This window comes from Arthrobacter sp. H-02-3 (genome assembly GCF_003097355.1).
GTDB lineage: Bacteria > Actinomycetota > Actinomycetes > Actinomycetales > Micrococcaceae > Arthrobacter > Arthrobacter humicola.
This window is the reverse complement of sequence record NZ_PYUI01000019.1, coordinates 64,360-85,852: the sequence shown is the minus strand read 5'-3', so window position 1 is coordinate 85,852 and position 21,493 is coordinate 64,360. Positions and strand designations below refer to the sequence as shown.

Here is a 21,493-nt window from a genome sequence, read left to right as displayed (position 1 = left end):
ATACTCTTCCCTTCCTGAAAGGCAACACCCATGAAATTCGTCCATGGAACCGCGTCGGACCGCTACGACGTCGTCGTCGTCGGCTCCGGCGCCGGCGCCCTTACCGCGGCGGCCACCGCCGCCCGTGCCGGCAAGTCCGTCGTCGTGCTGGAAAAGAGCGCCCTGCTGGGCGGCACCTCGGCCGTCTCCGGCGGCATGCTCTGGGTGGCCGACAACCACCACGCCCGCGAAGCCGGCATCACCGATTCCAAGGAAGCTGCCGCCAAATATGTGCGGGCCGTGGCCCGCGGCCGCGGACGGGAGGAACTCCTGGACGCCGCCTTGGACTACGGGGACCAGATGCTCCGCTTCGTGGAAGAGGAATGCGGCGTACGCTTCATCTTCCTGAACAACTTCCCGGACTACCGCCAGGACCTGCCCGGCGCTGTCGAGGGGGGCCGCACGGTGGAGCCTGAACTCTTCAACAGCAAGGAAGCCCTGGGCGCGCTCACCCCGCACGTCCGCACCGACGGCCGCGCCCCGTTCACCATGCAGGAGTACGAAAACTGGGGCGCCTTCACCAAGTTTCCCTGGGACGAACTGAACCGGCGCCAGGCCGACGGTTTCGTGGCCAAGGGCCAGGCCCTCGTATCCATGCTCCTTGCGAGCCTGGTCCGCGACGGCGCAGCCCTCGTCACCGGGGCCCGCGGACACCGCCTGCTGACCGACGGCGGCCGGGTGACTGGCGTCGAACTCGAAACCGGCGACGTCTTCCAGGCGAACGACGGCGTGGTGCTGGCCACCGGCGGCTTCGAATGGGACAAGGCACTGGCCGACTCGATGCTCGCATCGCGGCTCTACACGATGTGCTCTCCGCCCTCGAACACCGGCGACGGCTTGCGGATGGTGCAGCGGATCGGCGGCCAGACCCGCGGCACCCGGGAAGCCTGGTGGGCCCCGATGTCGGTCACCGGCGACACCCGCGACGGGCAGTCAATCGGCACCCTGCTCCGCTTCGAGCGCCAGGGCCCCGGATCCTTGATGGTCAACCGCCACGGCCGCCGCTTCGCCAACGAATCCCAAAACTACAACGACCTGGCCCGGAGCCTGCAGTCCTGGGACTCCCCCCGGAACCAGACCCTCAACACCCCGGCACACGTGATCGTCGACCATGCCTACATGGAGCGTTACGGCATCCTGGCGCACCGGGCCGGTCAGCCCGTCCCCGACTACCTGATCGAAGCGTCGACACTGGCGGAGCTCGCGGCAAAGATCAAGGTTCCCGCCGGAAATCTGACGGCGACTGTGGCGCGGTTCAACGAGTTCGCCGTCAAGGGCGAGGATCCCGACTTTGGCCGCGGCGAAAGCGCGTACGACAAATACTGGGGCGACGACGACAACCCGTACCCGAACCCGTCCCTGGGTCCCCTCCAGACCGGACCGTTCTACGCCATGGAGGTAGTGAACGGCGCCTTCGGAACCAACGGCGGCGTCGCCACGGACGGCCGCGCCCGCGTCCTGGACGTGGACAACCGCCCCATCGAGGGTCTCTACGCCGCCGGCAACACGACCGAAAACGCCTACGCCGCCGGCTACCCCGGCGCCGGCGCCACCCTCGGCCCGATCATGACCATGGGCTACCTCGCCGGCCGCACCATCGCCGGCCAGGACCCCGGCTTCGCCCCGACGGCCCGCACCACGGCCACCGCTGACGCAGCCGCTGAACTGGTGGAGGCCTGAGATGATCCGCCACACCGTCCTCTTCAAGTTCAAACCGGACTTCCCTCCCGCCGACAAACAGGCCTGGATCACCGGACTCAACAAGATGACCGGGAATATCCCCGGCATGCTCAGCCTGACCCACGGCCCGGATGTGCTCAGCACAGAGCGCTCCTTCGACTACGCCATCGTGGCGGACTTCGAAAAGGTCGAGGACATCGCGGTGTACAACACCCATCCGCTGCACGAACCGCTCAAGGCCTATTCATTCCCCAACAGCCAGCAAATCCTCTCGGTGGACTTCCACCTCGGGGATACCCAGCCGGCTGCCACTAAGACGCCGTCGTCTTAAAGGAGATCCCCATGCACACTGCACCCGCTCCACGCCTGGCCGCGCGAAAGACACCGCGGAAGGCAGCCCTGGCGTCCTTCCTGGGCAGCACCCTGGAGTACTACGACTTCTTCATCTACGGGACCGCCGCGGCGCTGGTGTTCCCGCACCTGTTCTTCCCCGCCGCCGACCCCGCCATCGGCCTGATCGGCGCCTTCGCCACCTTCGGCGTCGCGTACGTGGCGCGGCCGGTGGGCGGGCTCGTCATGGGCCACTTCGGCGACAAGCTGGGGCGCAAGAAGATCCTGCTGCTCACCCTTGGCATCATGGGCCTGGCCTCGCTCGGCATCGGTTTCCTGCCAAGCTACGAGCAGGTGGGCATCTGGGCCCCGATCCTGCTGGTGGCCGGGCGGCTCGCGCAGGGTTTCTCCGCCGGGGCTGAATCGGCGGGCGCGTCCACGCTCACGCTGGAACACTCCCCGGAGGGCAGTCGCGGGTTCTTCACCAGCTTTGTGATGACCGGCTACGCCTCCGGCATGGTGCTCGCCACCCTCGTCTTCATCCCGGTCACCTCCATGCCGCAGCAGGCCATGATGAGCTGGGGCTGGCGCATCCCGTTCTGGCTCTCCATCGTGGTCCTGGCCATCGCGTACTGGGTGCGGACCCACCTGGACGAGACCCCGGTCTTCGAGGAGGCCCAGGAACACCGGCAGGTCGCCCCGATGCCGGTCAAGGACGTGCTGAAGTTCCAGGGCACCGATGTGCTCCGTGTGATGGGCATGTCCATCATGTCCGTCATGCAGACCATCTTCACCGTCTTCGGGCTGGCCTACGCCACCTCCACCGCCGGGTTTGACCGGGCCTCCATCCTGACCGTCAACGCCGTCGCCATCGGCTTGTCGATGTTCGCCATGCCGCTGGCCGCGAGGCTCTCGGACCGGATCGGCCGGCGCCCGCTGCTGCTGACCGCCGCGATCGGCTGCTCGATCACGATCTTCCTGTACTTCCTGGCCCTGTCCTCAGGCAATATCGTGCTGGTGTTCCTGGCTGCTCTCCTGAACATGACGGTGCTGTACTCCGGCTTCAACGGCATCTGGCCCTCGTTCTTTGCCGAGCAGTTCGCCGCCCCGGTGCGCTACACGGGCATGGCGATGGGCAACCAGCTGGGCCTGGTCCTGGCCGGTTTCGCCCCGATGATCGCCGGCATCCTGCTCACCCCCGGCATCACCGGGTGGGTTCCCGTGGCAGTCTTCGCCACGGTCTGCATGCTCATCGCCGCCGTCTCCGTGTACTTCTCCCGCGAGACGTACAAGACCCCCATAGAGGACCTGGGCGGCCCCTACCTGGCCGGGACCGCCCGCCGCCGGGAACTGCTTGCCGGGGAGAATCCCGCCGCGCAGCAGGCCCCGCCGGCCCTGCAGCTTCCCTGAACCGCCGCCACCACCCGAAGGAGAACCCCGTGTCCAGACGTCACAACGCGTTCCCGCACCACTGGCCAATCCACGTGGCCGGGACCCGGATCCTGGGACCACAGGGGTCCGGCATGCACGGATCCGCAGGGTGCCTGGTCCCTGTTGCAGGCACCGGGGAACCGCCGGCCACGCCTCGGACCTCCACCGGTGAACTGACTGCCTCGCCGTGGCTCGGCCTGCACTATGACACGGAAGACATGTAGAGCAGCCAGTGGCTCCGCACTGCCCGACGGCGCCTGCCGCCCCGATCCGTTCGGGTGCCGCAGGCGCCGTTTCAGCAGCCGGTCAAGTGACGCTTCGGCCGCTCCTGCCGGTAGAGGTACCGGCAGGCTTCGCGGAAGCCTGCTTGTGCGTACAGGTCCCGGGCACCGGCGTTGGACGCCATCACCAACAGCCAGTAGCCCTCCAGCCCGCGGGCGTCGCCTTCTCGCAGCAGGGCCCGGACAATCCGGCCGCCATAGCCGCGCCGCCGCGCGTCGGGGCGCGTCGCCATGCAGTACAGGCCGCCCCAGCCCGGCCCGGCGGGCGCAGGGCCGGCCACGACGGGGACAGGGTCGGTCAAGGCGGGCACCGTCCCGGGCATGGCGAGCCGCGCGACGGCGGCCGGTACGCCGTCGTCGTCCCGCACCAGGGCGTAGACGGCCGGGCAGCACTCGAGGATGCCGCGGGCGACGGCGAGCTCGGCCGACCCGCCGCGGCCGTCGACGCTCCACCACAGATCCAGCCAGTCGGCAGTGGGTTCAGGGGTGATTTCCACGGCCGGGTCCGGGCCCGCAGAGCCGCCGCCAGGCTCCGCCCCGGACGGACGTACCAGGACCAGGGTTTCGGACTGCCGCGTGAACCCTTCGGCGTCGAGCACCGCATTCAGGGCCGCATAGCGCGGGCCGTCAAAACTCTGGAAGATCAGAGGGAGCCGCCGGTCCCGGTACCACAGCCGCGCCTGCCGGAGCCTGGCGATCAACCGGTGCGGGTCCTCGCCGGGATCCCGCGTCCAGACCGAGTTCGCCCGCTGGGTCACGCCGGACGCGGCCCGCAGCACCCACCCGCCGGACTCCTCGCATTCGGCGGCGCGCCAGGCGGCATCCATCAGCGCCTCCAGACGGCAAATCGCTGCGGGCTTCCCCGGCGCGGTCTGTGCGGGCTTTGGTGCGGGGTTCGATGTGGGGTTCTGTGCGGGGTTCAGGCTCTGATCCATCGAGGTTCTCCGTCCGGAACGAATGAAGGGGCAGCTGTGCGGAGTGTAGGCAACTGTGCAGAGAGTAGGCACTTGTGCAGACAGCAGGGGCTCCCCGGTTTCCCGGGGAGCCCCTGCTGTTGATGCTGATGCTAGACGGCTAGTTCTTCGCCTCGGGGGCCTTCGTGGCCTCGGGCTTGAAGTCCACGCCGGCTTCCTTGCGCTGCTGCGCCGTGATGGGAGCGGGCGCCTGGGTCAGCGGGTCGAAGCCGCCGCCGGACTTCGGGAATGCGATGACGTCGCGGATGGACTCCACACCGGCCAGCAGGGCCACAACGCGGTCCCAGCCGAAGGCGATGCCGCCGTGCGGAGGAGCGCCGAACTTGAAGCCCTCGAGCAGGAAGCCGAACTTGGTCTGGGCGTCCTGCTTGTCCAGGCCCATGAGTTCGAAGACCCGTTCCTGGACATCGCGCTCGTGGATACGGATCGAGCCGCCGCCGATTTCGTTGCCGTTGCAGACGATGTCGTAGGCGTAGGACAGTGCCGACTCGGGATCCTGGTCGAAGGTGTCCATGAACTCCGGCTTGGGCGAGGTGAATGCGTGGTGCACGGCGGTCCATTTGCCGGCTCCGACGGCGACGTCGCCGGACGCGACAGCGGCGGCGGCGGGCTCGAACATCGGCGCGTCCACGACCCAGCAGAAGGCCCAGTCGGAGGGGTTGATCAGGCCGGTCCGGTGGCCGATTTCCACGCGGGCCGCGCCGAGGAGGGCGCGGGACGGGGTCTTCTCGCCGGCGGCGAAGAAGATGCAGTCACCGGGCTTGGCGCCGACGGCGTCGGCGAGACCGGCACGCTCCGTGTCGGTGAGGTTCTTGGCCACGGGACCGGCGAGTTCGCCGTCTTCCTTGTACAGGACGTACGCCAGGCCCTTGGCGCCGCGCTGCTTGGCCCATTCCTGCCAGGCGTCGAGGGCGCGGCGGGCCTGGGAGGCGCCGCCCGGCATGACGACGGCACCGACGTAGGGCGCCTTGAAGACGCCGAAGTTGGTGTCCTTGAAGAACTCGGTCAGCTCGGTGAGCTCCTGGCCGAAGCGCAGGTCCGGCTTGTCCGAGCCGTAGCGGGCCATGGCATCGTGGTAGGTGATGCGCTGGATCGGCGTCGGGATTTCGACGTCGATCAGCTTCCAGAGTGCCTTGACGATGTTCTCGCCGAGACGGATGATGTCGTCCTGCTCGACGAAGCTGGCTTCGATATCCAGCTGGGTGAATTCCGGCTGGCGGTCCGCACGGAAGTCCTCATCGCGGTAGCAGCGGGCGATCTGGTAGTACTTCTCGAAACCGCCCACCTGCAGGAGCTGCTTGAACAGCTGCGGGGACTGCGGCAGCGCATACCAGGAACCCGGCGCCAGGCGTGCGGGGACCACGAAGTCGCGGGCGCCTTCCGGCGTCGAGCGGGTCAGCGTCGGCGTTTCGATCTCCACGTAGCCGTCCTGGTGGAGCAGCTCGCGGGCCACGCGGTTGGCCTCCGAACGCAGGCGCAGGTTGCGGGCGGGGCCGGGGCGGCGCAGGTCCAGGTAGCGGTGCTTCAGGCGGGCTTCCTCGCCCACTTCGACGTGCTCGTCGATCTGGAAAGGCAGCGGATCCGAGGTATTGAGGATGGTGACCTTCTCGGCCATGACCTCGATCTCACCGGTGGGAAGCGCCGGGTTCTCGTTGCCTTCGGGGCGCTGGGACACGGTGCCGACAATCTGCAGCACGTACTCGTTGCGCAGGCCGTGGAAGACTTCTTCTTCGCGGACCACAACCTGGGCGACGCCGGACGCGTCGCGCAGGTCAACGAATGCGACACCACCGTGGTCACGACGCCGGCCGACCCAGCCGGCGAGGGTTACGGTTTGTCCAATGTGCTCGGAGCGAAGCGATCCGAGGTCATGTGTGCGCAGCACAGCACGCCTTTCTGAAGAAGACAGAGGGAAAATCAAAAGCGACATTAAGAAATGACGTTCTATAGGATCGCTACGGGAACGATCCCGTACGAGTTTACCCGTTGATAAGGACCCTTCCGCCATGGCAACTCGGCATAACGGAACCCAGCCCGGTGACCGGACCGGCGGTAACCCCGGTGACCGGCCCGGCCAGCAGCAGCTGCAACGCCGGCTCGGCGTCTTCGATTCGACGGCAATCGGCCTCGGTTCCATGCTGGGGGCCGGGGTGTTCGTGGTGTTCTCCCCCGCCGCCGCCCTGGCCGGCCCGCTCCTGACTTTGGCCGTGGCCGTCGCCGGCGTCATTGCCTACTGCAACGCCGTCGCCTCGGCGCAGTTGGCGGCCAGATACCCCGCCAGCGGCGGCACCTACGTGTATGGTCGCCGGCAGCTTGGCGAATGGCCAGGGTTCATTGCGGGCTGGGGCTTCGTGACGGGCAAGACGGCATCCTGCGCGGCAATGGCGCTCACGTTCGGGCACTACGTGGCACCGGCCTACGCCACACCGCTGGCGGTCGCCGCCGTCGTGGTCCTTACCGGAATCAACCTGCTCGGCATTACCCGGACCGCCTTCCTGACCAGGATCCTGCTGGCCATCGTGCTGGCCACGATCGTTTTCGTCGCGGTGGCGTCGCTGCTGGGTCCGCACCCGGACGGCGCCCCCGCGGTGTCGGCGGCACCGGTCTACCCGACGCCGTCCGGCGTCGGCTGGGGCGTCCTTCCGGCGGCGGGGCTGATGTTCTTCGCCTTCGCTGGCTACGCCCGGATCGCCACCCTCGGCGAAGAGGTCAAGGACCCCACCCGCACCATCCCGCGCGCCATCCTGGCAGCGCTGGCCGGGGCCTTCGTGATCTACCTCGGCCTGGCCGCACTGCTGCAGTGGCACCTTCCGCCGCAGCAGTTGGCGGAGTCGACGGCGCCGCTGCTTGACGCGGTGGCCGTCTCACAGCTCAGCGCCGGAGTTCCCTTCGTCCAAGCCGGGGCGGCGGCCGCGTGTCTTGGCGCGTTGCTGGCCCTGATCACCGGGGTGGGCCGGACCACCCTGGCAATGGCCCGGGAACGCGACCTGCCGGCCCGGCTGGCCCGGGTGGGCGGCCCCCACACCGTCCCGTTCGTCGCAGAACTGGCGGTCGCCGCCGTCGTCATCGTCCTGCTGCTGAGCACGAACGTGATGACCGTCGTCGGATTTTCCAGCTTCGGGGTGCTCATCTATTACGCCGTGACCAACGCCGCCGCCTTCACGCTGGCCCGCCGCCCGTGGCATGCGCCGCGCTGGCTCAACGTGCTGGGTTTCCTCGGCTGCCTCGTCCTGGCCGTGACCCTCCCGCCGGCTTCCATGCTGGTCATGGCGGCGGTGCTGGCCGTCGGGGTGGCCGGGCGGTTCCTGGTCCTGCGGTGGCGCAGGACTCCCCAGCAGCGCTAGCTGGCTTTAGTTCCCGCCGACGGCGGTCACCCGGACGTGCAGGTCCTCTTCGGCGGGCGTCCACGTGGCCGGGTCTGCGTCAACCTGCTCGCCCGTGCGGATGTCCTTGACCTGGTGCTTGCCGTCGTCGTCGGTGAACCAGACGAACGGGATGCCGCGGCGGTCCGCGAACTTGATCTGCTTGCCGAATTTCTCGGCCTTCGCGGCCACCTCCGTGGCGATGCCCCGGCTGCGCAGCTGCGCCGCGACGTCCTGCGCCGCGCCCCAGCTGTCGTCGTTGTTGAGGGTCACCAGGACGGCGGTCGGAACGGAGCGGGTGGCCTTGGCGAGGTCCTGGCTCAGGATCCGCGACACCAGGCGGGTCACGCCGATCGAGAGGCCGACGCCGGGGAACTTGCGGTTGCCCTTGGTGGCCAGGGCGTCGTAGCGTCCGCCGGAGCAGATCGAGCCCAGCTGCTCGTGCCCCACCAGGACGGTTTCCACCACGGTGCCCGTGTAGTAGTCGAGCCCGCGGGCGATGCTGAGGTCCGCGACCACGCGGCCCGGTGCGCGCTGGACGGCGGCCGCAATAACCTGTTCCAGCTCGTTCAGGCCCTCTTCGAGCAGCTCGTTGGTGACGCCCAGTGCCCGGACCTGGTCCACGAAGGACGTGTCCATGGTGCGGATGCTCGCGAGTTTGAGGGCGGCCTGCGCCTGTTCGTCGGTGGCCCCGAGTTCCTCCTTGAGCAGCTCGGCCACTTTCGCGGGCCCGACCTTCTCAAGCTTGTCGATGCTGCGGAGAACGCCGGCCGTGTCGGTGAGCCCGATTCCGGTGTAAAAGCCTTCGGCCAGCTTGCGGTTGTTGATTCGGAGCAGGAAGTCGGGGATGGGCAGCGCGTTGAGCGCTTCGGCGATGACGAGCGCTATTTCGACGTCGTAGCGGAACGGCAGTTCGCCGTCGCCGACCACATCGATGTCCGCCTGGGTGAACTCGCGGGCCCGCCCCTCCTGGGGACGCTCGCCGCGCCAGACTTTCTGGATCTGGTAGCGGCGGAACGGAAAGGCCAGGTAGCCGGCGTTCTCCACGACGTAGCGGGCGAAGGGCACGGTGAGGTCGAAGTGCAGGGCGAGGGCGTGGGGATCGGTCTTGGCCGCCGCGTCGCCTTCATCGTCCTGGAGCCGGCTGAGGCCGTAGACCTCTTTGTCGATTTCTCCCTTGCGCAGCAGCTGCCCCACCGTTTCCACGGCACGGGTCTCGATCGAGGAGAAGCCATGGAGCTCAAACGTCCGGCGCAGGGTGTCCAGCACATGGAGTTCCACCAGCCGCTCCTCGGGAAGCCACTCGGGGAATCCTGACAGGGAGGCTGTGCGTGCCATGGTGAAATTTTCTCCTCTAGTTGCTGCTGGTGCCGGTGCAGAATCCGGGCGCGGACGTCACGCGGCATTCTCTGTCGAAACGTAACGAAGATAGGCGGCAGACCGGCCAGTCGTGCATAAACTGTGTGCGGCAGTCAGTTTATGCGTTCGGCGCCCGCTTCTTCCAACGGAGGCGGCCCGGCGGGACTGCCGGCAGCTTGCAGCTGTGACCGCGACGGCGCCCACGGCCCGTCACGGTCACGCACCTTACAACCAGGAGGACCTTTGGCGGCCAGTTCACGCAACGCACGCGAGGCGAAGCGGCGCGTTCAGCAGATGGAGGCCAGGCGCGGCCTGCGCCGGGACCAGGACAAGCGCCGCAAGCGCGACAACGTTCTGGCCATCAGCGCCGGCACCGGTGCGATCGCCCTGGCCCTGGTCCTGCAGCTCACCGTCTTTTCGTCGAACCCCACCGAGGAAGAGTTCGCGGCCGCGCAGGCGGGACTCCAGAGCCCCTCGGCGTCTGCCACGCCGACGGCGGCCGCCACGAATGCGGACAACATCCCCAAACCGGACACTGCCGCGGGCAAAACCTTTACCGGCGAACTCGCGCTGAACCGCGGCACGCTAGGCGTTGAAATTGACGGCACGAAGGCCCCGCAGGCCGCGGCCGTCTTCAAGTCCCTCGCCGACCAGAACTTCTACAAGGGCCTCAGCTGCCACCGGCTGACCACGGGCGAGACCTTTGGTGTCCTGCAGTGCGGGTCCAAGACCGGCGACGGCAGCAGCGATCCTTCCTACACGTGGGGCCCGCTGGAGAACACCCCGGCGGACAACAAGTACCCGGCCGGAACCATCGCCGTGGCCCGGACCAGCGGCAACGCCAACGGCAACGGCACCCAGTTCTTCATCGTCTACAAGGACACCGTCATTCCCGCGGACGCCGCCGGCGGCTACACGGTGGTGGGCAAGGTGACCTCCGGGCTCGACGTGGTCGGCGGGATTGCCGCCGCCGGTCTGAAGCCGGGCGATAACGCCACGGACGGCGCACCTGTGGAACCAGTCACGATAGACTCGTTCACACTGAAGTAACCAGATGCGGCCCTGAAGGCCGTAGTCCCGGTATTTCCCTCCAAGCGAAAGACTTCTAGCGGTGACAGACAGTCAGAAATCCGACGAAACAGTGGCAACAGCAGCTGCCAACGAAACCGAAGCCGAGGCAACCACTGCCGAGGGTGCAGGCGCTGCCGTAGACGCGGCACCGGAAACGGCAGCCGAGGCAGGCGAGAACGCCGAGGCAAGCGAGAACGCCGAGGCCGCCGATCCCGCCGTGGCCGCTCCGGCGGACCCGGCCGTCGAAACGGCAGTGGAAACGGCAGCCGAGCCTGTTGCCGAGGCAGCTGCTCCGGCTCCTGGTCCCGCCCCGTCAGCGGCGGCGCGGCCCGCGCCGAGCCCGGCAGCCTTCGCTGCCCGGCCCAAAGCCAAGCCCTCCGCAGCCGCACCGGCTCCCGCACCCGCGGCAGTCTCCTCCGCAGCCTCGCTGGCCGAGGCGGCCCGCTGGGGCCGCGTTGAAGGTGACGGCCACGTCTTCCTGACCGTTGACGGCACGGAATACCCCGTTGGCCAGTACCCCGGAGTGAGCGCCGACGAGGCGCTGGGCTACTTCGCCCGCAAATTCGAGGACATCGTGGCCCAGATTGTTCTGCTGGAACAGCGCGTGAGCTCCAAGGCGCCCACCACGGACATGCAGAAGACCGTCACGCACCTGCGCGAACAGCTTGCCGAGCGGAACATGGTGGGCGACTACCTCTCCGCTGAGGCCCGGCTGGATGCCCTGGTATCGCAGATCGGCGAGCTCGAGAAGGCCGAGAAAGCCGAACACGACGCCGTCCGCGCCGCCGAGCTTGCCGCCCGCGAGGCCATCGTGGCCGAGGCCGAGGAAATCGCCGGCCACGATCCTGCGCAGATCCAGTGGAAGACCTCCAGCGCACGGATGAACGAATTGTTCGAGAGCTGGAAGATCGCCCAGAAGAGCGGCGTCCGTCTCGGCCGCAGCAACGAAGACGCGCTGTGGAAGCGGTTCCGTGCCGCCCGGACGGTCTTCGACCGCCACCGCCGCGCCTACTTCTCCCAACTGGACAGCAACAACTCGGCTGCCAAGGCCGTCAAGGAGAAGCTGATCACCGAGGCCGAGGCACTCTCCTCCTCGACCGACTGGGGCTTTGCCGCCGGCGAGTACCGCCGCCTGATGGACGAATGGAAGGCCTCGCCCCGCGCCAGCCGCAAGGACGACGACGCCCTGTGGGCCCGCTTCCGCGCCGCCCAGGATGTCTTCTTCACCAACCGGCAGGCCGCCAACGACGAGATCGACCAGGAATACGGTGCGAACCTCGTGGTGAAGGAAGCGCTCCTGGTGGAGGCCAACGCGCTCCTGCCCATCAAGGACCTCAACGCTGCCAAGAAAGCGCTGCAGTCCATCCGTGACCGCTGGGAAGAAGCCGGCAAGGTTCCGCGCGCCGACATGGGCCGCATCGAAGCCGGCTTGCGGAAGGTGGAGGACGCCGTCCGCCAGGCCGAGGACGAGAACTGGAAGCGCTCCAACCCGGAGACAAAGGCGCGCACCAACAGCGCCCTGACCCAGCTCGAAGCCGCCATTGCCGGTCTCAAGGAAGACCTCGCCAAGGCGGAGAAGGCCGGCGACGAGCGCAAGATCAAGGCAGCCCAGGAGGCCCTCGAGGCGCGCCAGGCCTGGCTCGAGCAGCTCGAGCGCTCAGCGAGCGAACTCTCTTAAGCAGCCGGCACGCCGGGAAACCAAGTACAGGCCCCGTTTCGGTTTATCCACATGACCGGAACGGGGCCTGTTCTGTGTCCGGGGAACCGGGAACGATGGCGGAATGGTACTCATGCCCCGCGCCCCCGCGGATCGTCCGGGTTTGCCGGTGCCGGGCCCGGGTCCGGGTCGGGGTCGGGAGCAGTGCGAGCTTTACTCCCCCGGCGCCCTGTTCTCCTGGCCGGAGCTGCAGGCCATGGCCGCCGACGGCGTGCTGACGCAGCTGTATCAGCGCGGGTACCTGCCGCCCGGCGTCCCGGCCAGTCCTCAGCTGCGCGCCCGCGCCGCGTCCTTGGCCGTGGCGCCGGCGATCCGGCAGCGGGTGGTGGCGGGGCGGATGACCGCTGCGTGGATCTATGGCTGCGCCGACGAACCTGACCGCCTGGCCCTGCTGGTCGATGCCAACCGGCGCATTTCCAGCCTGAGGTCCGTGCGCGGCTGTACCTTCCATGAAGTGCGGCTGGGGCCGTTCGACGTCGTGAGCCTGGGCGGTTTGATGGTGTCCAGCCCGTTGCGCACGGCGTTGGATGTGGCCCTGCACGTGGAGGCGGAGCGCGCTGTGCCGGCCCTGCGGGCGCTCCTGGCCAGCCCCGAGCTGGGAGTGCGGCTCCGGCTGCTCAGGCTGGCCGTCGAGGCCAGCCCGCGCGTCCCGCACAAGAACGCCGCCCTGGCGAAGCTCGCCGCCCTCGTGCCGGATCCGGAGTAGCTGGCTAAAACGCCTTAGCTCCGGCGGCGGTTGCCGGTGGTGCGGTACACGTCGAAGACACCGTCGATCCGACGGACGGCACTGAGCACGTGGCTGAGGTACTTCGGGTCGCCCATCTCGAAGGCAAACTTGGAGATCGCCACCCGGTCCGTCGAGGTGTGGACGCTCGCCGCCAGAATGTTGACGTGGTTTTCCGAGAGCACACGGGTGACGTCGGAGAGCAGCGACTTGCGGTCCAGCGCCTCGACCTGGATCTCCACCAGGAAAACGCTGGATTGGGTCGGCGCCCAGTCCACTTCCACGATCCTGTCCGGCTGGTCCATCAGGCCGCTGACGTTGGTGCAGTCGGTCCGGTGAACCGACACTCCGGAGCCGCGCGTGACGAAGCCCAGGATCGGATCCGGCGGGACCGGTGTGCAGCACCGGGCCAGCTTCACCCAGACGTCGTCCACGCCGCGGACAACAACACCGGAGTCGGAGAAACGGGCTTTGCTGACCTGCGTGGGGATGGAGACCTCGGCGAGGTCATCGTCCGGGTGCTCGTTCCCGCCAAGGCTCTCCACGAGCCGCTCCATGACTGACTGCGGGGACGTGTGGCCGTCGCCCACGCCGGCGTAAAGCCCGGAGATGTCCGCGTACTTGAAGTCCTCCGCGATTGCCGCCAGGGCATCGTGGGTCATGAGCCGCTGCAGCGGAAGGTTCTGCTTGCGCATCGCCTTGGTCAGCAGGTCCTTGCCGCGGTCAATCGCTTCCTCGCGGCGTTCCTTGCTGAACCACTGCCGGATCTTGTTCCGGGCCCGGGCGCTCTTTACGAAGTGCTGCCAGTCCTGGCTGGGCCCGGCGCCCTCCGCCTTGGAGGTGAAGATCTCCACCCAGTCGCCATGGTTCAGTTCGCTGTTGAGCGGGACGAGCTTGCCGTTGACGCGTGCGCCAATGGTCCGGTGACCAACTTCGGTGTGCACGGCGTAGGCAAAGTCCACCGGGGTGGAGCCGGCGGGCAGGGCCATGACCTCACCCTTGGGGGTGAAGACAAACACCTCGCGGGCGTTGATCTCAAAGCGCAGGGAGTCGAGGAACTCGCCGGGGTCCGAGGTTTCCTGCTGCCAGTCCACGAGGGAGCGCAGCCAGCCCATGTCGCCGTCGCGCGGGCTGCCGGGGCCGGCGGCCGTCCGGTTCGGCTGGTCCTTGTACTTCCAGTGGGCGGCCACACCGTACTCGGCCCGCCGGTGCATCTCGTGGGTCCGGATCTGGATTTCCACGGGCTTGCCGCCCGGACCGATCACCGTAGTGTGCAGGGACTGGTACATGTTGAACTTCGGCATCGCGATGTAGTCCTTGAACCGCCCGGGGAGGGGGTTCCAGCGGGAGTGCATCGCGCCCAGGGCCGCGTAACAGTCCCGGACCGAATCGACTAGCACACGCACGCCCATGAGGTCGTTGATGTCGTCGAAGTCCTTATCGCGGACGATCATCTTCTGGTAGATCGAGTAGTAGTGCTTGGGCCGGCCGGTGATCGTTGCCTTGATCTTTGCCGCGCGGAGGTCCTCGGTGATCTGGTTGCGGATGACGGCCAGGTTCTTCTCGCGCTCCGGGGTCCGGTCCCCCACCATGCGCACGATTTCCTCGTACACCTTGGGGTAGAGGGCGGCGAAGGAGAGATCCTCCAGTTCCCATTTGATGGTGTTCATGCCGAGCCGGTGGGCCAGCGGGGCGAAGATTTCCAGGGTTTCGCGGGCCTTGCGCGCCGAAGACTCGGCCGAGACGAAGCGCCACGTACGGGCGTTGTGGAGCCGGTCGGCGAGTTTGATCATCAGGACGCGGATGTCCTTGGCCATCGCGACGACCATCTTGCGGACGGTCTCGGACTGGGCCGCCTCACCGAAGCTCACCTTGTCCAGCTTGGTCACGCCGTCCACCAGCATGGCCACTTCCGGGCCGAACTCGGCCTTGAGGTCGGCCAGCGTGTAGGACGTGTCCTCAACGGTGTCGTGCAGCAGGGCTGCGGCCAGCGTCGTGCCGCTGAGGCCGAGCTCGGCGAGGATGGTGGCCACCGCCACCGGGTGCGTAATGTACGGGTCGCCGCTCTTGCGCTTCTGGCCACGGTGGCAGCGCTCAGCCACCACGAAGGCGCGCTGGATCAGGTCGAAGTCTTCTTTGGGGTTGTTGGCCCGGACGGTGCGCAGCAACGGCTCCAGGATCGGAGAGTAGGCGGGGGCTCCGCGGCCCGTCAGTCGGGCAAGGCGTGACCTCGTGCGTTCACGCCGTCCGGGGAACGTGGGCCGGGCGCCCGAATTATCGACCGGCACGGGAACATCAGGACGTCCGGGAGCCACAAGGCCAGTTTGAGAACTCTGGCCTTGGCCCTTGCCCGCAGGTGCCTCCGGCACCGGCGTCGAACGTTCTTCCAATGGAACACCTCTCGCGACCGGTTAATTATTCAAGTGTATTCCCGCAGCAGGATACTTCGATAACCGGCCCGGATACGGCGGCGGGCCGGAGGTCGTCCCCAAGGACGTTCTCCGGCCCGCCGGTGGTGCACTTGAGCCTCCGCCTAGGCGGTGGCGGCGGATTCCTGCGCGGCGGTCTTGGCGGCCGCTTCCGCGCGCCGCTGTTCCACCCGCTTGGCCTGCTTGACCAGTTCAGGTTCGCCCTGCCGCAGCGCGGCGTACAGCGGCGCCGCGATGAAGATCGTGGCGGCGGTGCCGACCAGGATGCCCACGAACAGCGCCAGGGACAGGTCCCGCAGGGTCCCGGCGCCCAGCAGACCGGCGCCGATGAAGAGGATGGCGGCGACCGGAAGGATGGCTACCACCATGGTGTTGATGGAGCGGACCAGGGTCTGGTTGATGGCCAGGTTGACCTCTTCGGCGAAGGTCCTCCGGGTGGAGGCCTGCATGTCCGAAGTGTTCTCCCGAATCTTGTCAAACACCACCACGGTGTCGTACAGCGAGTAGCTGAGAACGGTCAGGAAGCCGATGATGGCCGACGGCGTCACCTCGAAGTCGCTGAGCGCGTAGACGCCGGCGGTCATGAACAACGTGACAGCCATGCCGGCCAGTGCCGAGAGCGACATCTTCCAGGTCCGGAAGTAGAGCGCCATCAGGACGGCGGCGAGGCCGACGAAGATCGCCAGACCCATGAGGGCCTGCTTGGTGACGTCGGCGCCCCAGGTGGGGCCGACGAAGGTCGACGTCACCTCGTTGTCTGTCACGCCGTAGGCCTTGGTCAGGCCTTCCTTGATCTGCAGCGTCTCGTCATCGGACAGCTTGTCCGTCTGGATGCGCATGGTGTTGCCGGCGACGTTGGCCACGCGTGGCACGGACCCCGCCACGACGTCCTTGACGGCTTTCTCGCCGCGGGACGCATCCGTGTTCTGGACGTTGGACACCGTGAACTCGGAGCCGCCACGGAATTCGATGCCGAGGTTGAAGCCGCCCTTGGCAACCGGAATCAGGATGGACAGGGCGATGGCGACCCCGGCAATCAGGAACCAGATCTTCCGGTAGCCGACGAAGTCATACGAGCGTTTGCCCGTGTAGAGCTCATTGCCGAACGTTGAGAAGTTGACCATTTACTTGCCCTCCTTGGACGCGCTCTTGGAGGTACCGGCGAGCTGTGCCTGTTGTGCCTGCTCCTGCTTTTCGGCGAGGCGGCGTTCTGCGATGGTCATCCGGCGCTCGGCCTCTGCGGCTGCACCCGTGTTCTTCGCGCGCACCACCGCCACTGGCTTGTCTTCCGGAGTACGGATCCGGCCGGCCCCGCGGTAGAGCGGCACAGCGCCCAGGCGCTTCGGATCCAGACCCGAGAACCTGTGGCCCTCGCCGAAGAACTTGGTCCGGGCCAGCAGCTGCAGGGTGGGGTGCGTGAACATGAAGACGACGATGAGGTCGGCGATCGCGGTGAGACCGAGGGTGAAGGCGAAGCCGCGGACGTTGCCCACGGCCACGAAGAACAGCACCACGGCAGCGAGGAGGTTCACGGCCTTTGACGCGAGGATGGTGCGTTTGGCCCGCTTCCAGCCGTTCTCCACGGCCGAGACCAGGCCGCGGCCTTCGCGGAGCTCATCTCGGATGCGTTCGAAGTAGACGATGAACGAGTCGGCCGTTTGGCCGATGGCCACGATCAGACCGGCGACGCCGGCGAGCGAAAGCCGGTAGTTTTCGGTCCAGCCCAGGATGGCGATGGCCAGGAACGTGAGCACACCGGCGATCACGAGGGACGCCAGCGTCACGAAGCCCAGGGCCCGGTACTGAAACAGCGAGTAGACGGCGACCAGGAGGAGCCCGATAAGGCCGGCGAGCATGCCCATGCGGAGCTGCTCCCCGCCGAGGGTTGCGGAGATCTGCTGTTCGCTTTGGATTTCGAAGCTGATCGGCAGGGCGCCGAAACGGAGCTGGTCGGAGAGGGCCTTCGCGGAATCCTCCGTGAAGCCGCCGGTGATCTGCGGGCGGCCATCGGTGATGACAGCCAGGGAACGCGGGGCGGAGATGACCTGGTCGTCCAGGACGATGGCGAACTGGGACTTCGGATCCGAGCCCGACTCACCGCCGCCGGCGGCATAGAACTGGTACAGGCGCTGGGTGACGTCCTTGAACTTGGCGGTACCCTCATCATCGAACTGGATGTTGACGGCCCATTCGTTGGTCACGGCACCCTGGGCGCCGCGCTGCAGCTGGAACGAGGAGGACTTGATGTTCGAGCCCTTGACTTCCACCGGACCGAGGATGTACTTGATCGCCGGCGACTTCGCCGAGGCCGGCTGGCAGGTCACCAGCGGCTTCGTCGGGTCGGAGCGCTGCTGCTTGTCCTGCGAGGGGTTGTCACAGTCGAGCGCCTCGAACTGCTTGTAGATCTCGGGGGTAACCCAGTTCTCGTCGCTGCTGTTGGCAGGCGCGGCCGTCGGCTTGGGCAGCTGCGCGTCCGGGGTCCGGGATGCCTCGGGGACCGCCGCGCCGGGGCCAGCCTGGATAACGGGGCGGAAGTTCATGTCGGCGGAAGCCTGGATCAGGGCGCGGGTTTCCTTGGCAGGAGTTCCCGGGAGGCTGACCACGACGTTGCGGCCGGACTGCGTGCTGATTTCCGCTTCCGCGACGCCCGAGCCGTCCACGCGCTGACGGATGATCGCCACGGCCTGGTTGAGCTGATCTTCGGTAATGCCCGAACCGCCCTCAACCTTGGGCGCCAGGATCATCTGTGTGCCGCCTTCAAGGTCCAGGGCGAGCTTGGGAGCCCAGCTGGCCTGGCCGGCAATCGTGCCGCCCGCCAGGACGGCCGTCATGGCGGCGATGATTACGCCGAGCCAGACCAGCATCCTGATGGCTGAGTTTTTGGGGCCAGTTCGTGCCATTGTCGATCTTTCTATTATTTACGGCGGATCCGCCGACGCGGGCACTTGGCCCCCGACGACGGATGCCCGCAACCGTTGCTTCGCGGGATAGCTCAGGTAGGCAGACTAGCTGTCTTTCTTACCTTCGTCGTTGAGGCGGCGCAGGGTTTCCTCGGGAGTTTCGATGCCGGCCGGCTCGTTGAAAGGGGCAGCGCTTTCCGGCGTCTCAGCGTCCGGCTTGTCAAGGGTCAGCGAGGATGCGTCGTCAGGAACAACTGTCGGCTCTTCGGCTGCAACAACCGGCTCCACAATCTTGGTGACGGACTGGCGGTGCACGGTGGCGGTGTTGCCCGGGGAGAGTTCCAGCGTGACCTTGTTCTCCGCTTCATTGATGTCGACGATCCGGCCGAACAGTCCGAAGCTCGTCATGACCTCGACACCGGGGCCGAACTTCGACTGGAGCTCCGCCTGCTGCTGCTGCGTCTTCTTGTTGCGGCGGAACATCATAAAGACGAACACGCCGAGCATGACGAACAGGAGAATTGTCATTGGATCCAAGGGGAAAGTTCCGTTCTGTACTTGCATAGCTGTTTTTCAGCAACGTCCGTTTGCTCCGGGCGGCGCGGCAGAGGCCTGCACAGCAAGCTGGCAGAGAGACCATCCCCCAACCGCCGGCGGCTACCTGCTCTCCGCCCACGGAAACAAAACCCGAACGTGCCGAGCGTCATACCAGTCTAAAGGGAAAAGCTGGAGGAAGGGTGTTAGCGGCTATTTCGGATCCGCTCCGGACCTGTTTCCTCAGCGATGTCGGCGCCGGGCTCCCCCTGCGCGGCGTCGTCCGGCTCGTCAGTCTGGAACAATTCCAGCGGGTCCTGTCCGAAGACGCCGGCGGGAACGGCGAAGCCCAAGTGGGTCCATGCCGGCGCCAGCGCAATGCGGCCCCGCGGGGTCCGGCCCAGCAGCCCCTCGCGAACGAGGTAGGGCTCGGCGACCGTTTCCACGGTCTCGGTTTCCTCGCCGACGGCGATCGCGAGGGTGGACAGGCCCACGGGCCCGCCGCCGAACTTGGTAATGAGGGCTTCCAGGACAGCACGGTCCAACCGGTCCAGGCCACGCTTGTCCACCTCGTACATGTCCAGGGCCGCGGACGCCGCCCGGGCATCGATTTGTTCGATGCCGTGCACGAGCGCCCAGTCACGGACCCGCCGCAGGAGCCGGTTGGCGATGCGCGGCGTGCCCCGGGACCGTCCGGCGATCTCGCTGAATCCTGCCGAGTTGACCTTCAAATCCAGCAGCCCGGCCGAACGGCGCAGGACGAGTTCCAGCTCCTCGACGGAGTAGAACTCGAGGTGGCCGGTGAAGCCGAAGCGGTCACGCAGCGGCCCGGGAAGCAGGCCGGCCCGCGTGGTGGCTCCGACCAGGGTGAAAGGCGGCAGCTCCAGCGGGATCGCGGTGGCGCCGGCGCCCTTGCCGACGACGATGTCGACCCGGAAGTCCTCCATGGCCATGTACAGCATTTCCTCTGCCGGCCGGGACATGCGGTGGATTTCGTCCAGGAACAGGACTTCGCCCTCGGAGAGCGAGGACAGGATGGCCGCGAGGTCGCCGGCGTGCTGGATGGCCGGCCCGCTGCTGATCCGCAGCGGAACGTTCATTTCGGCGGCGATGATCATGGACAGCGTCGTCTTGCCCAGGCCCGGCGGACCCGAGAGCAACACATGGTCCGCGCTGCGGCCTCGCATGCGCGAGGCTTCCAGGACGAGGGACAGCTGCTTCCGGACGCGGTGCTGGCCGACGAAGTCGTGGAGGTTCTTGGGCCGCAACGCGGCTTCGATGGCGCGCTCCTCCGGCTCCTCTCCCCCGGTGACAATCGACGGCTCAGCCACGCGCGCCTACCCGGTTCCCGGCGCGGGCGCCGTCCTGGCCCAGCCACCGCAGGGTTGCGCGGAGGATTTCCGCCACGTTGCCGTTGGCGGCCAGTTCGGGGGAATCGGCGAGTGATTTGTCGATGCTGGCGGCGGCATCCTTTTCGGACCAGCCAAGGCTGGTCATCGCCGCGATGACCTGCGGCTTCCAGACGGACTCGGCGGACACCGACGGGACCGATGCACCCGCGGTGCCGTGAGGTACGAGCTTGCCGGCGAGTTCCAGCACAATCCGGCCGGCCACCTTGGGTCCGATGCCCGGGACCTTCGTGAAGGCCTTGCCGTCGCCTGAGTGGGCGGCCACCCGGATGGCTTCGGGTTCGTGGACGGCCAGCACGGCCAGTGCGAGGCGGGGTCCGACGCCGCTGACGCTGAGCAGGACATCAAACACTTCCCGCTCGTCGTCGCTCGCGAAGCCGAAGAGCGTCAGCGAGTCCTCGCGCACGATCAGGGACGTGAACAGCTTGCCTTCGTCCCCCACCCGGAGGCTGCTGAGGGTCTGCGGCGTGGCGTTGACGCTCATGCCGGCCCCGTTGAGGTCGATCACGGCGGAGGACAGGCCAACATGCGCTACGGTTCCGCGAAGAAAACTGATCAAAGCCGGGCTCCTGGGGTTACAGCGAAACCGGGCAAATAAAGAAGGGCAACCCGGTTATCCGAACATATCTACGAATAGCGTAGCAAGCGGCGCGGACATTCAGCGCGCACGGCGCGCTTTTGCCTCCGCCTCGGCCCACGCCCGCTGGGCCGGGGTGAGGGACTGGCTCCCCGGCCCCGTGGTCGCGACCGCGGCCCCGCTCCCGGCACGCCAAGCGTGGGTGATGGCCAGGGCGAGGGCGTCGGCGGCGTCGGCCGGGCGCGGCGGCGCATCCAGCCGGAGGATCTTGGTCACCAGCTTGGTGACGGCGTCCTTGTTGGAGGTACCGCTTCCCGTGACGGCGGCCTTGACTTCCGACGGCGTGTGCAGCGCCACCGGGATGCCGCGGCGCGCGGCGGCCGCGATGACCACGCCGGAGGCCTGGGCCACACCCATGACGGTGCTGACGTTGAGCTGGGAAAAGACCCGTTCCACGGCGAGGACGTGCGGTTCGTAAAGGTCCAGCCATTCGTCGATGGACGTGGCAATGACGAGCAGGCGCTGGTCCAGGCTCTCCTCGGGCGAGGTTCCCACGACGCCGAACGCCACCATCGTGGCGCGCCGGTTCTTTTCGACGTCGACCACACCGATGCCGCAACGGGTGAGGCCCGGGTCAACGCCCAGGACGCGCAGCGTCACGCTGGGTCCGTCAAGA

18 protein-coding genes are annotated in these 21,493 nt (G+C 67.4%); 8 read left to right on the top strand and 10 right to left on the bottom strand.

Annotation, left to right across the window (positions count from 1 at the left end; all coding sequences use genetic code 11):
- Positions 1-30 precede the first annotated feature (30 nt).
- The 4 genes from C9424_RS16605 to C9424_RS16590 are packed head-to-tail and all read left to right on the top strand — an operon-like array spanning position 31 to position 3,704.
- Positions 31-1,719, top strand: coding sequence for an FAD-dependent oxidoreductase (locus tag C9424_RS16605; RefSeq protein WP_116767996.1), 1,689 nt, complete (start codon positions 31-33; stop codon positions 1,717-1,719).
- 1 nt (position 1,720) lies between these two features.
- Positions 1,721-2,050, top strand: a complete 330-nt coding sequence (locus C9424_RS16600; protein ID WP_091252371.1) for a Dabb family protein — start codon at positions 1,721-1,723, stop codon at positions 2,048-2,050.
- 11 nt (positions 2,051-2,061) lie between these two features.
- The gene (locus C9424_RS16595) at positions 2,062-3,459 is read left to right on the top strand and encodes an MFS transporter (RefSeq protein ID WP_116767995.1); all 1,398 of its coding nucleotides are present in this window, start codon (positions 2,062-2,064) and stop codon (positions 3,457-3,459) included.
- Positions 3,460-3,488: 29 nt separating this feature from the next.
- Positions 3,489-3,704 (top strand): hypothetical protein, encoded by a 216-nt coding sequence (locus C9424_RS16590; protein WP_116767994.1) that lies wholly within the window; start codon positions 3,489-3,491, stop codon positions 3,702-3,704.
- A 71-nt stretch (positions 3,705-3,775) separates the two neighbouring features.
- Here the strand turns inward: C9424_RS16590 and C9424_RS16585 are convergent, their stop codons facing one another.
- Together C9424_RS16585 and aspS are read right to left on the bottom strand one after the other, a co-directional pair.
- Positions 3,776-4,588 carry a GNAT family N-acetyltransferase gene (locus tag C9424_RS16585; RefSeq protein ID WP_237563517.1) on the bottom strand — a complete coding sequence of 271 codons (813 nt, stop codon included), beginning with the start codon at positions 4,586-4,588 and terminating at the stop codon, positions 3,776-3,778.
- Positions 4,589-4,835: 247 nt separating this feature from the next.
- Positions 4,836-6,620, bottom strand: coding sequence for an aspartate--tRNA ligase (gene aspS / locus C9424_RS16580; protein ID WP_116767992.1), 1,785 nt, complete (start codon positions 6,618-6,620; stop codon positions 4,836-4,838).
- Positions 6,621-6,741: 121 nt separating this feature from the next.
- Between aspS and C9424_RS16575 the strand changes: the two genes are divergently transcribed.
- Positions 6,742-8,079 (top strand): APC family permease, encoded by a 1,338-nt coding sequence (locus C9424_RS16575; RefSeq protein ID WP_116767991.1) that lies wholly within the window; start codon positions 6,742-6,744, stop codon positions 8,077-8,079.
- A gap of 6 nt (positions 8,080-8,085) precedes the next feature.
- On the opposite strand, the gene hisS is transcribed toward C9424_RS16575, so the two are convergent.
- On the bottom strand, positions 8,086-9,435 hold the full coding sequence (gene hisS, locus C9424_RS16570) for a histidine--tRNA ligase (protein WP_116767990.1): 1,350 nt from the start codon (positions 9,433-9,435) through the stop codon (positions 8,086-8,088).
- Between the two features lie 264 nt (positions 9,436-9,699).
- Here hisS and C9424_RS16565 point away from each other — a divergent pair, with 264 nt between their 5' ends.
- The 3 genes from C9424_RS16565 (at position 9,700) to C9424_RS16555 (ending at position 12,950) form a co-directional block, all read left to right on the top strand.
- The gene (locus C9424_RS16565) at positions 9,700-10,506 is read left to right on the top strand and encodes a peptidylprolyl isomerase (RefSeq protein ID WP_116767989.1); all 807 of its coding nucleotides are present in this window, start codon (positions 9,700-9,702) and stop codon (positions 10,504-10,506) included.
- Between the two features lie 61 nt (positions 10,507-10,567).
- On the top strand, positions 10,568-12,205 hold the full coding sequence (locus tag C9424_RS16560) for a DUF349 domain-containing protein (RefSeq protein WP_237563512.1): 1,638 nt from the start codon (positions 10,568-10,570) through the stop codon (positions 12,203-12,205).
- 103 nt (positions 12,206-12,308) lie between these two features.
- Positions 12,309-12,950 carry a type IV toxin-antitoxin system AbiEi family antitoxin gene (locus C9424_RS16555; protein WP_237563511.1) on the top strand — a complete coding sequence of 214 codons (642 nt, stop codon included), beginning with the start codon at positions 12,309-12,311 and terminating at the stop codon, positions 12,948-12,950.
- Between the two features lie 14 nt (positions 12,951-12,964).
- Here C9424_RS16555 and C9424_RS16550 read toward each other — a convergent pair whose 3' ends face one another.
- From C9424_RS16550 to ruvC, 7 genes are all read right to left on the bottom strand, one after another.
- Positions 12,965-15,256 carry a RelA/SpoT family protein gene (locus C9424_RS16550; protein WP_237563510.1) on the bottom strand — a complete coding sequence of 764 codons (2,292 nt, stop codon included), beginning with the start codon at positions 15,254-15,256 and terminating at the stop codon, positions 12,965-12,967.
- A gap of 245 nt (positions 15,257-15,501) precedes the next feature.
- On the bottom strand, positions 15,502-16,521 hold the full coding sequence (secF, locus tag C9424_RS16545) for a protein translocase subunit SecF (RefSeq protein ID WP_116767985.1): 1,020 nt from the start codon (positions 16,519-16,521) through the stop codon (positions 15,502-15,504).
- The gene (gene secD, locus C9424_RS16540; protein WP_116767984.1) at positions 16,522-18,297 is read right to left on the bottom strand and encodes a protein translocase subunit SecD; all 1,776 of its coding nucleotides are present in this window, start codon (positions 18,295-18,297) and stop codon (positions 16,522-16,524) included.
- A 105-nt stretch (positions 18,298-18,402) separates the two neighbouring features.
- Positions 18,403-18,825: a preprotein translocase subunit YajC gene (gene yajC, locus C9424_RS16535; RefSeq protein WP_116767983.1), complete on the bottom strand. Its 423-nt coding sequence runs from the start codon at positions 18,823-18,825 to the stop codon at positions 18,403-18,405.
- A 212-nt stretch (positions 18,826-19,037) separates the two neighbouring features.
- On the bottom strand, positions 19,038-20,162 hold the full coding sequence (gene ruvB / locus C9424_RS16530) for a Holliday junction branch migration DNA helicase RuvB (protein WP_116767982.1): 1,125 nt from the start codon (positions 20,160-20,162) through the stop codon (positions 19,038-19,040).
- The gene (gene ruvA, locus C9424_RS16525; protein ID WP_116767981.1) at positions 20,155-20,799 is read right to left on the bottom strand and encodes a Holliday junction branch migration protein RuvA; all 645 of its coding nucleotides are present in this window, start codon (positions 20,797-20,799) and stop codon (positions 20,155-20,157) included. The genes ruvB and ruvA overlap by 8 nt, the downstream gene beginning before the upstream one ends.
- A gap of 99 nt (positions 20,800-20,898) precedes the next feature.
- Complete coding sequence (ruvC, locus tag C9424_RS16520) at positions 20,899-21,477, bottom strand: crossover junction endodeoxyribonuclease RuvC (RefSeq protein WP_116767980.1); 579 nt, start codon at positions 21,475-21,477, stop codon at positions 20,899-20,901.
- Positions 21,478-21,493 lie beyond the last annotated feature (16 nt).

Bases quoted from the DNA above. Each gene is read 5' to 3' on its own strand.
- secD (WP_116767984.1), bottom strand. From the start codon at position 18,297: ATGGCACGAACTGGCCCCAAAAACTCAGCCATCAGGATGCTGGTCTGG.
- C9424_RS16595 (WP_116767995.1), top strand. From the start codon at position 2,062: ATGCACACTGCACCCGCTCCACGCCTGGCCGCGCGAAAGACACCGCGG.
- secF (WP_116767985.1), bottom strand. From the start codon at position 16,521: ATGGTCAACTTCTCAACGTTCGGCAATGAGCTCTACACGGGCAAACGC.
- yajC (WP_116767983.1), bottom strand. From the start codon at position 18,825: ATGACAATTCTCCTGTTCGTCATGCTCGGCGTGTTCGTCTTTATGATG.
- hisS (WP_116767990.1), bottom strand. From the start codon at position 9,435: ATGGCACGCACAGCCTCCCTGTCAGGATTCCCCGAGTGGCTTCCCGAG.
- C9424_RS16555 (WP_237563511.1), top strand. From the start codon at position 12,309: ATGGTACTCATGCCCCGCGCCCCCGCGGATCGTCCGGGTTTGCCGGTG.
- C9424_RS16575 (WP_116767991.1), top strand. From the start codon at position 6,742: ATGGCAACTCGGCATAACGGAACCCAGCCCGGTGACCGGACCGGCGGT.
- C9424_RS16605 (WP_116767996.1), top strand. From the start codon at position 31: ATGAAATTCGTCCATGGAACCGCGTCGGACCGCTACGACGTCGTCGTC.
- C9424_RS16600 (WP_091252371.1), top strand. From the start codon at position 1,721: ATGATCCGCCACACCGTCCTCTTCAAGTTCAAACCGGACTTCCCTCCC.
- C9424_RS16585 (WP_237563517.1), bottom strand. From the start codon at position 4,588: ATGGATGCCGCCTGGCGCGCCGCCGAATGCGAGGAGTCCGGCGGGTGG.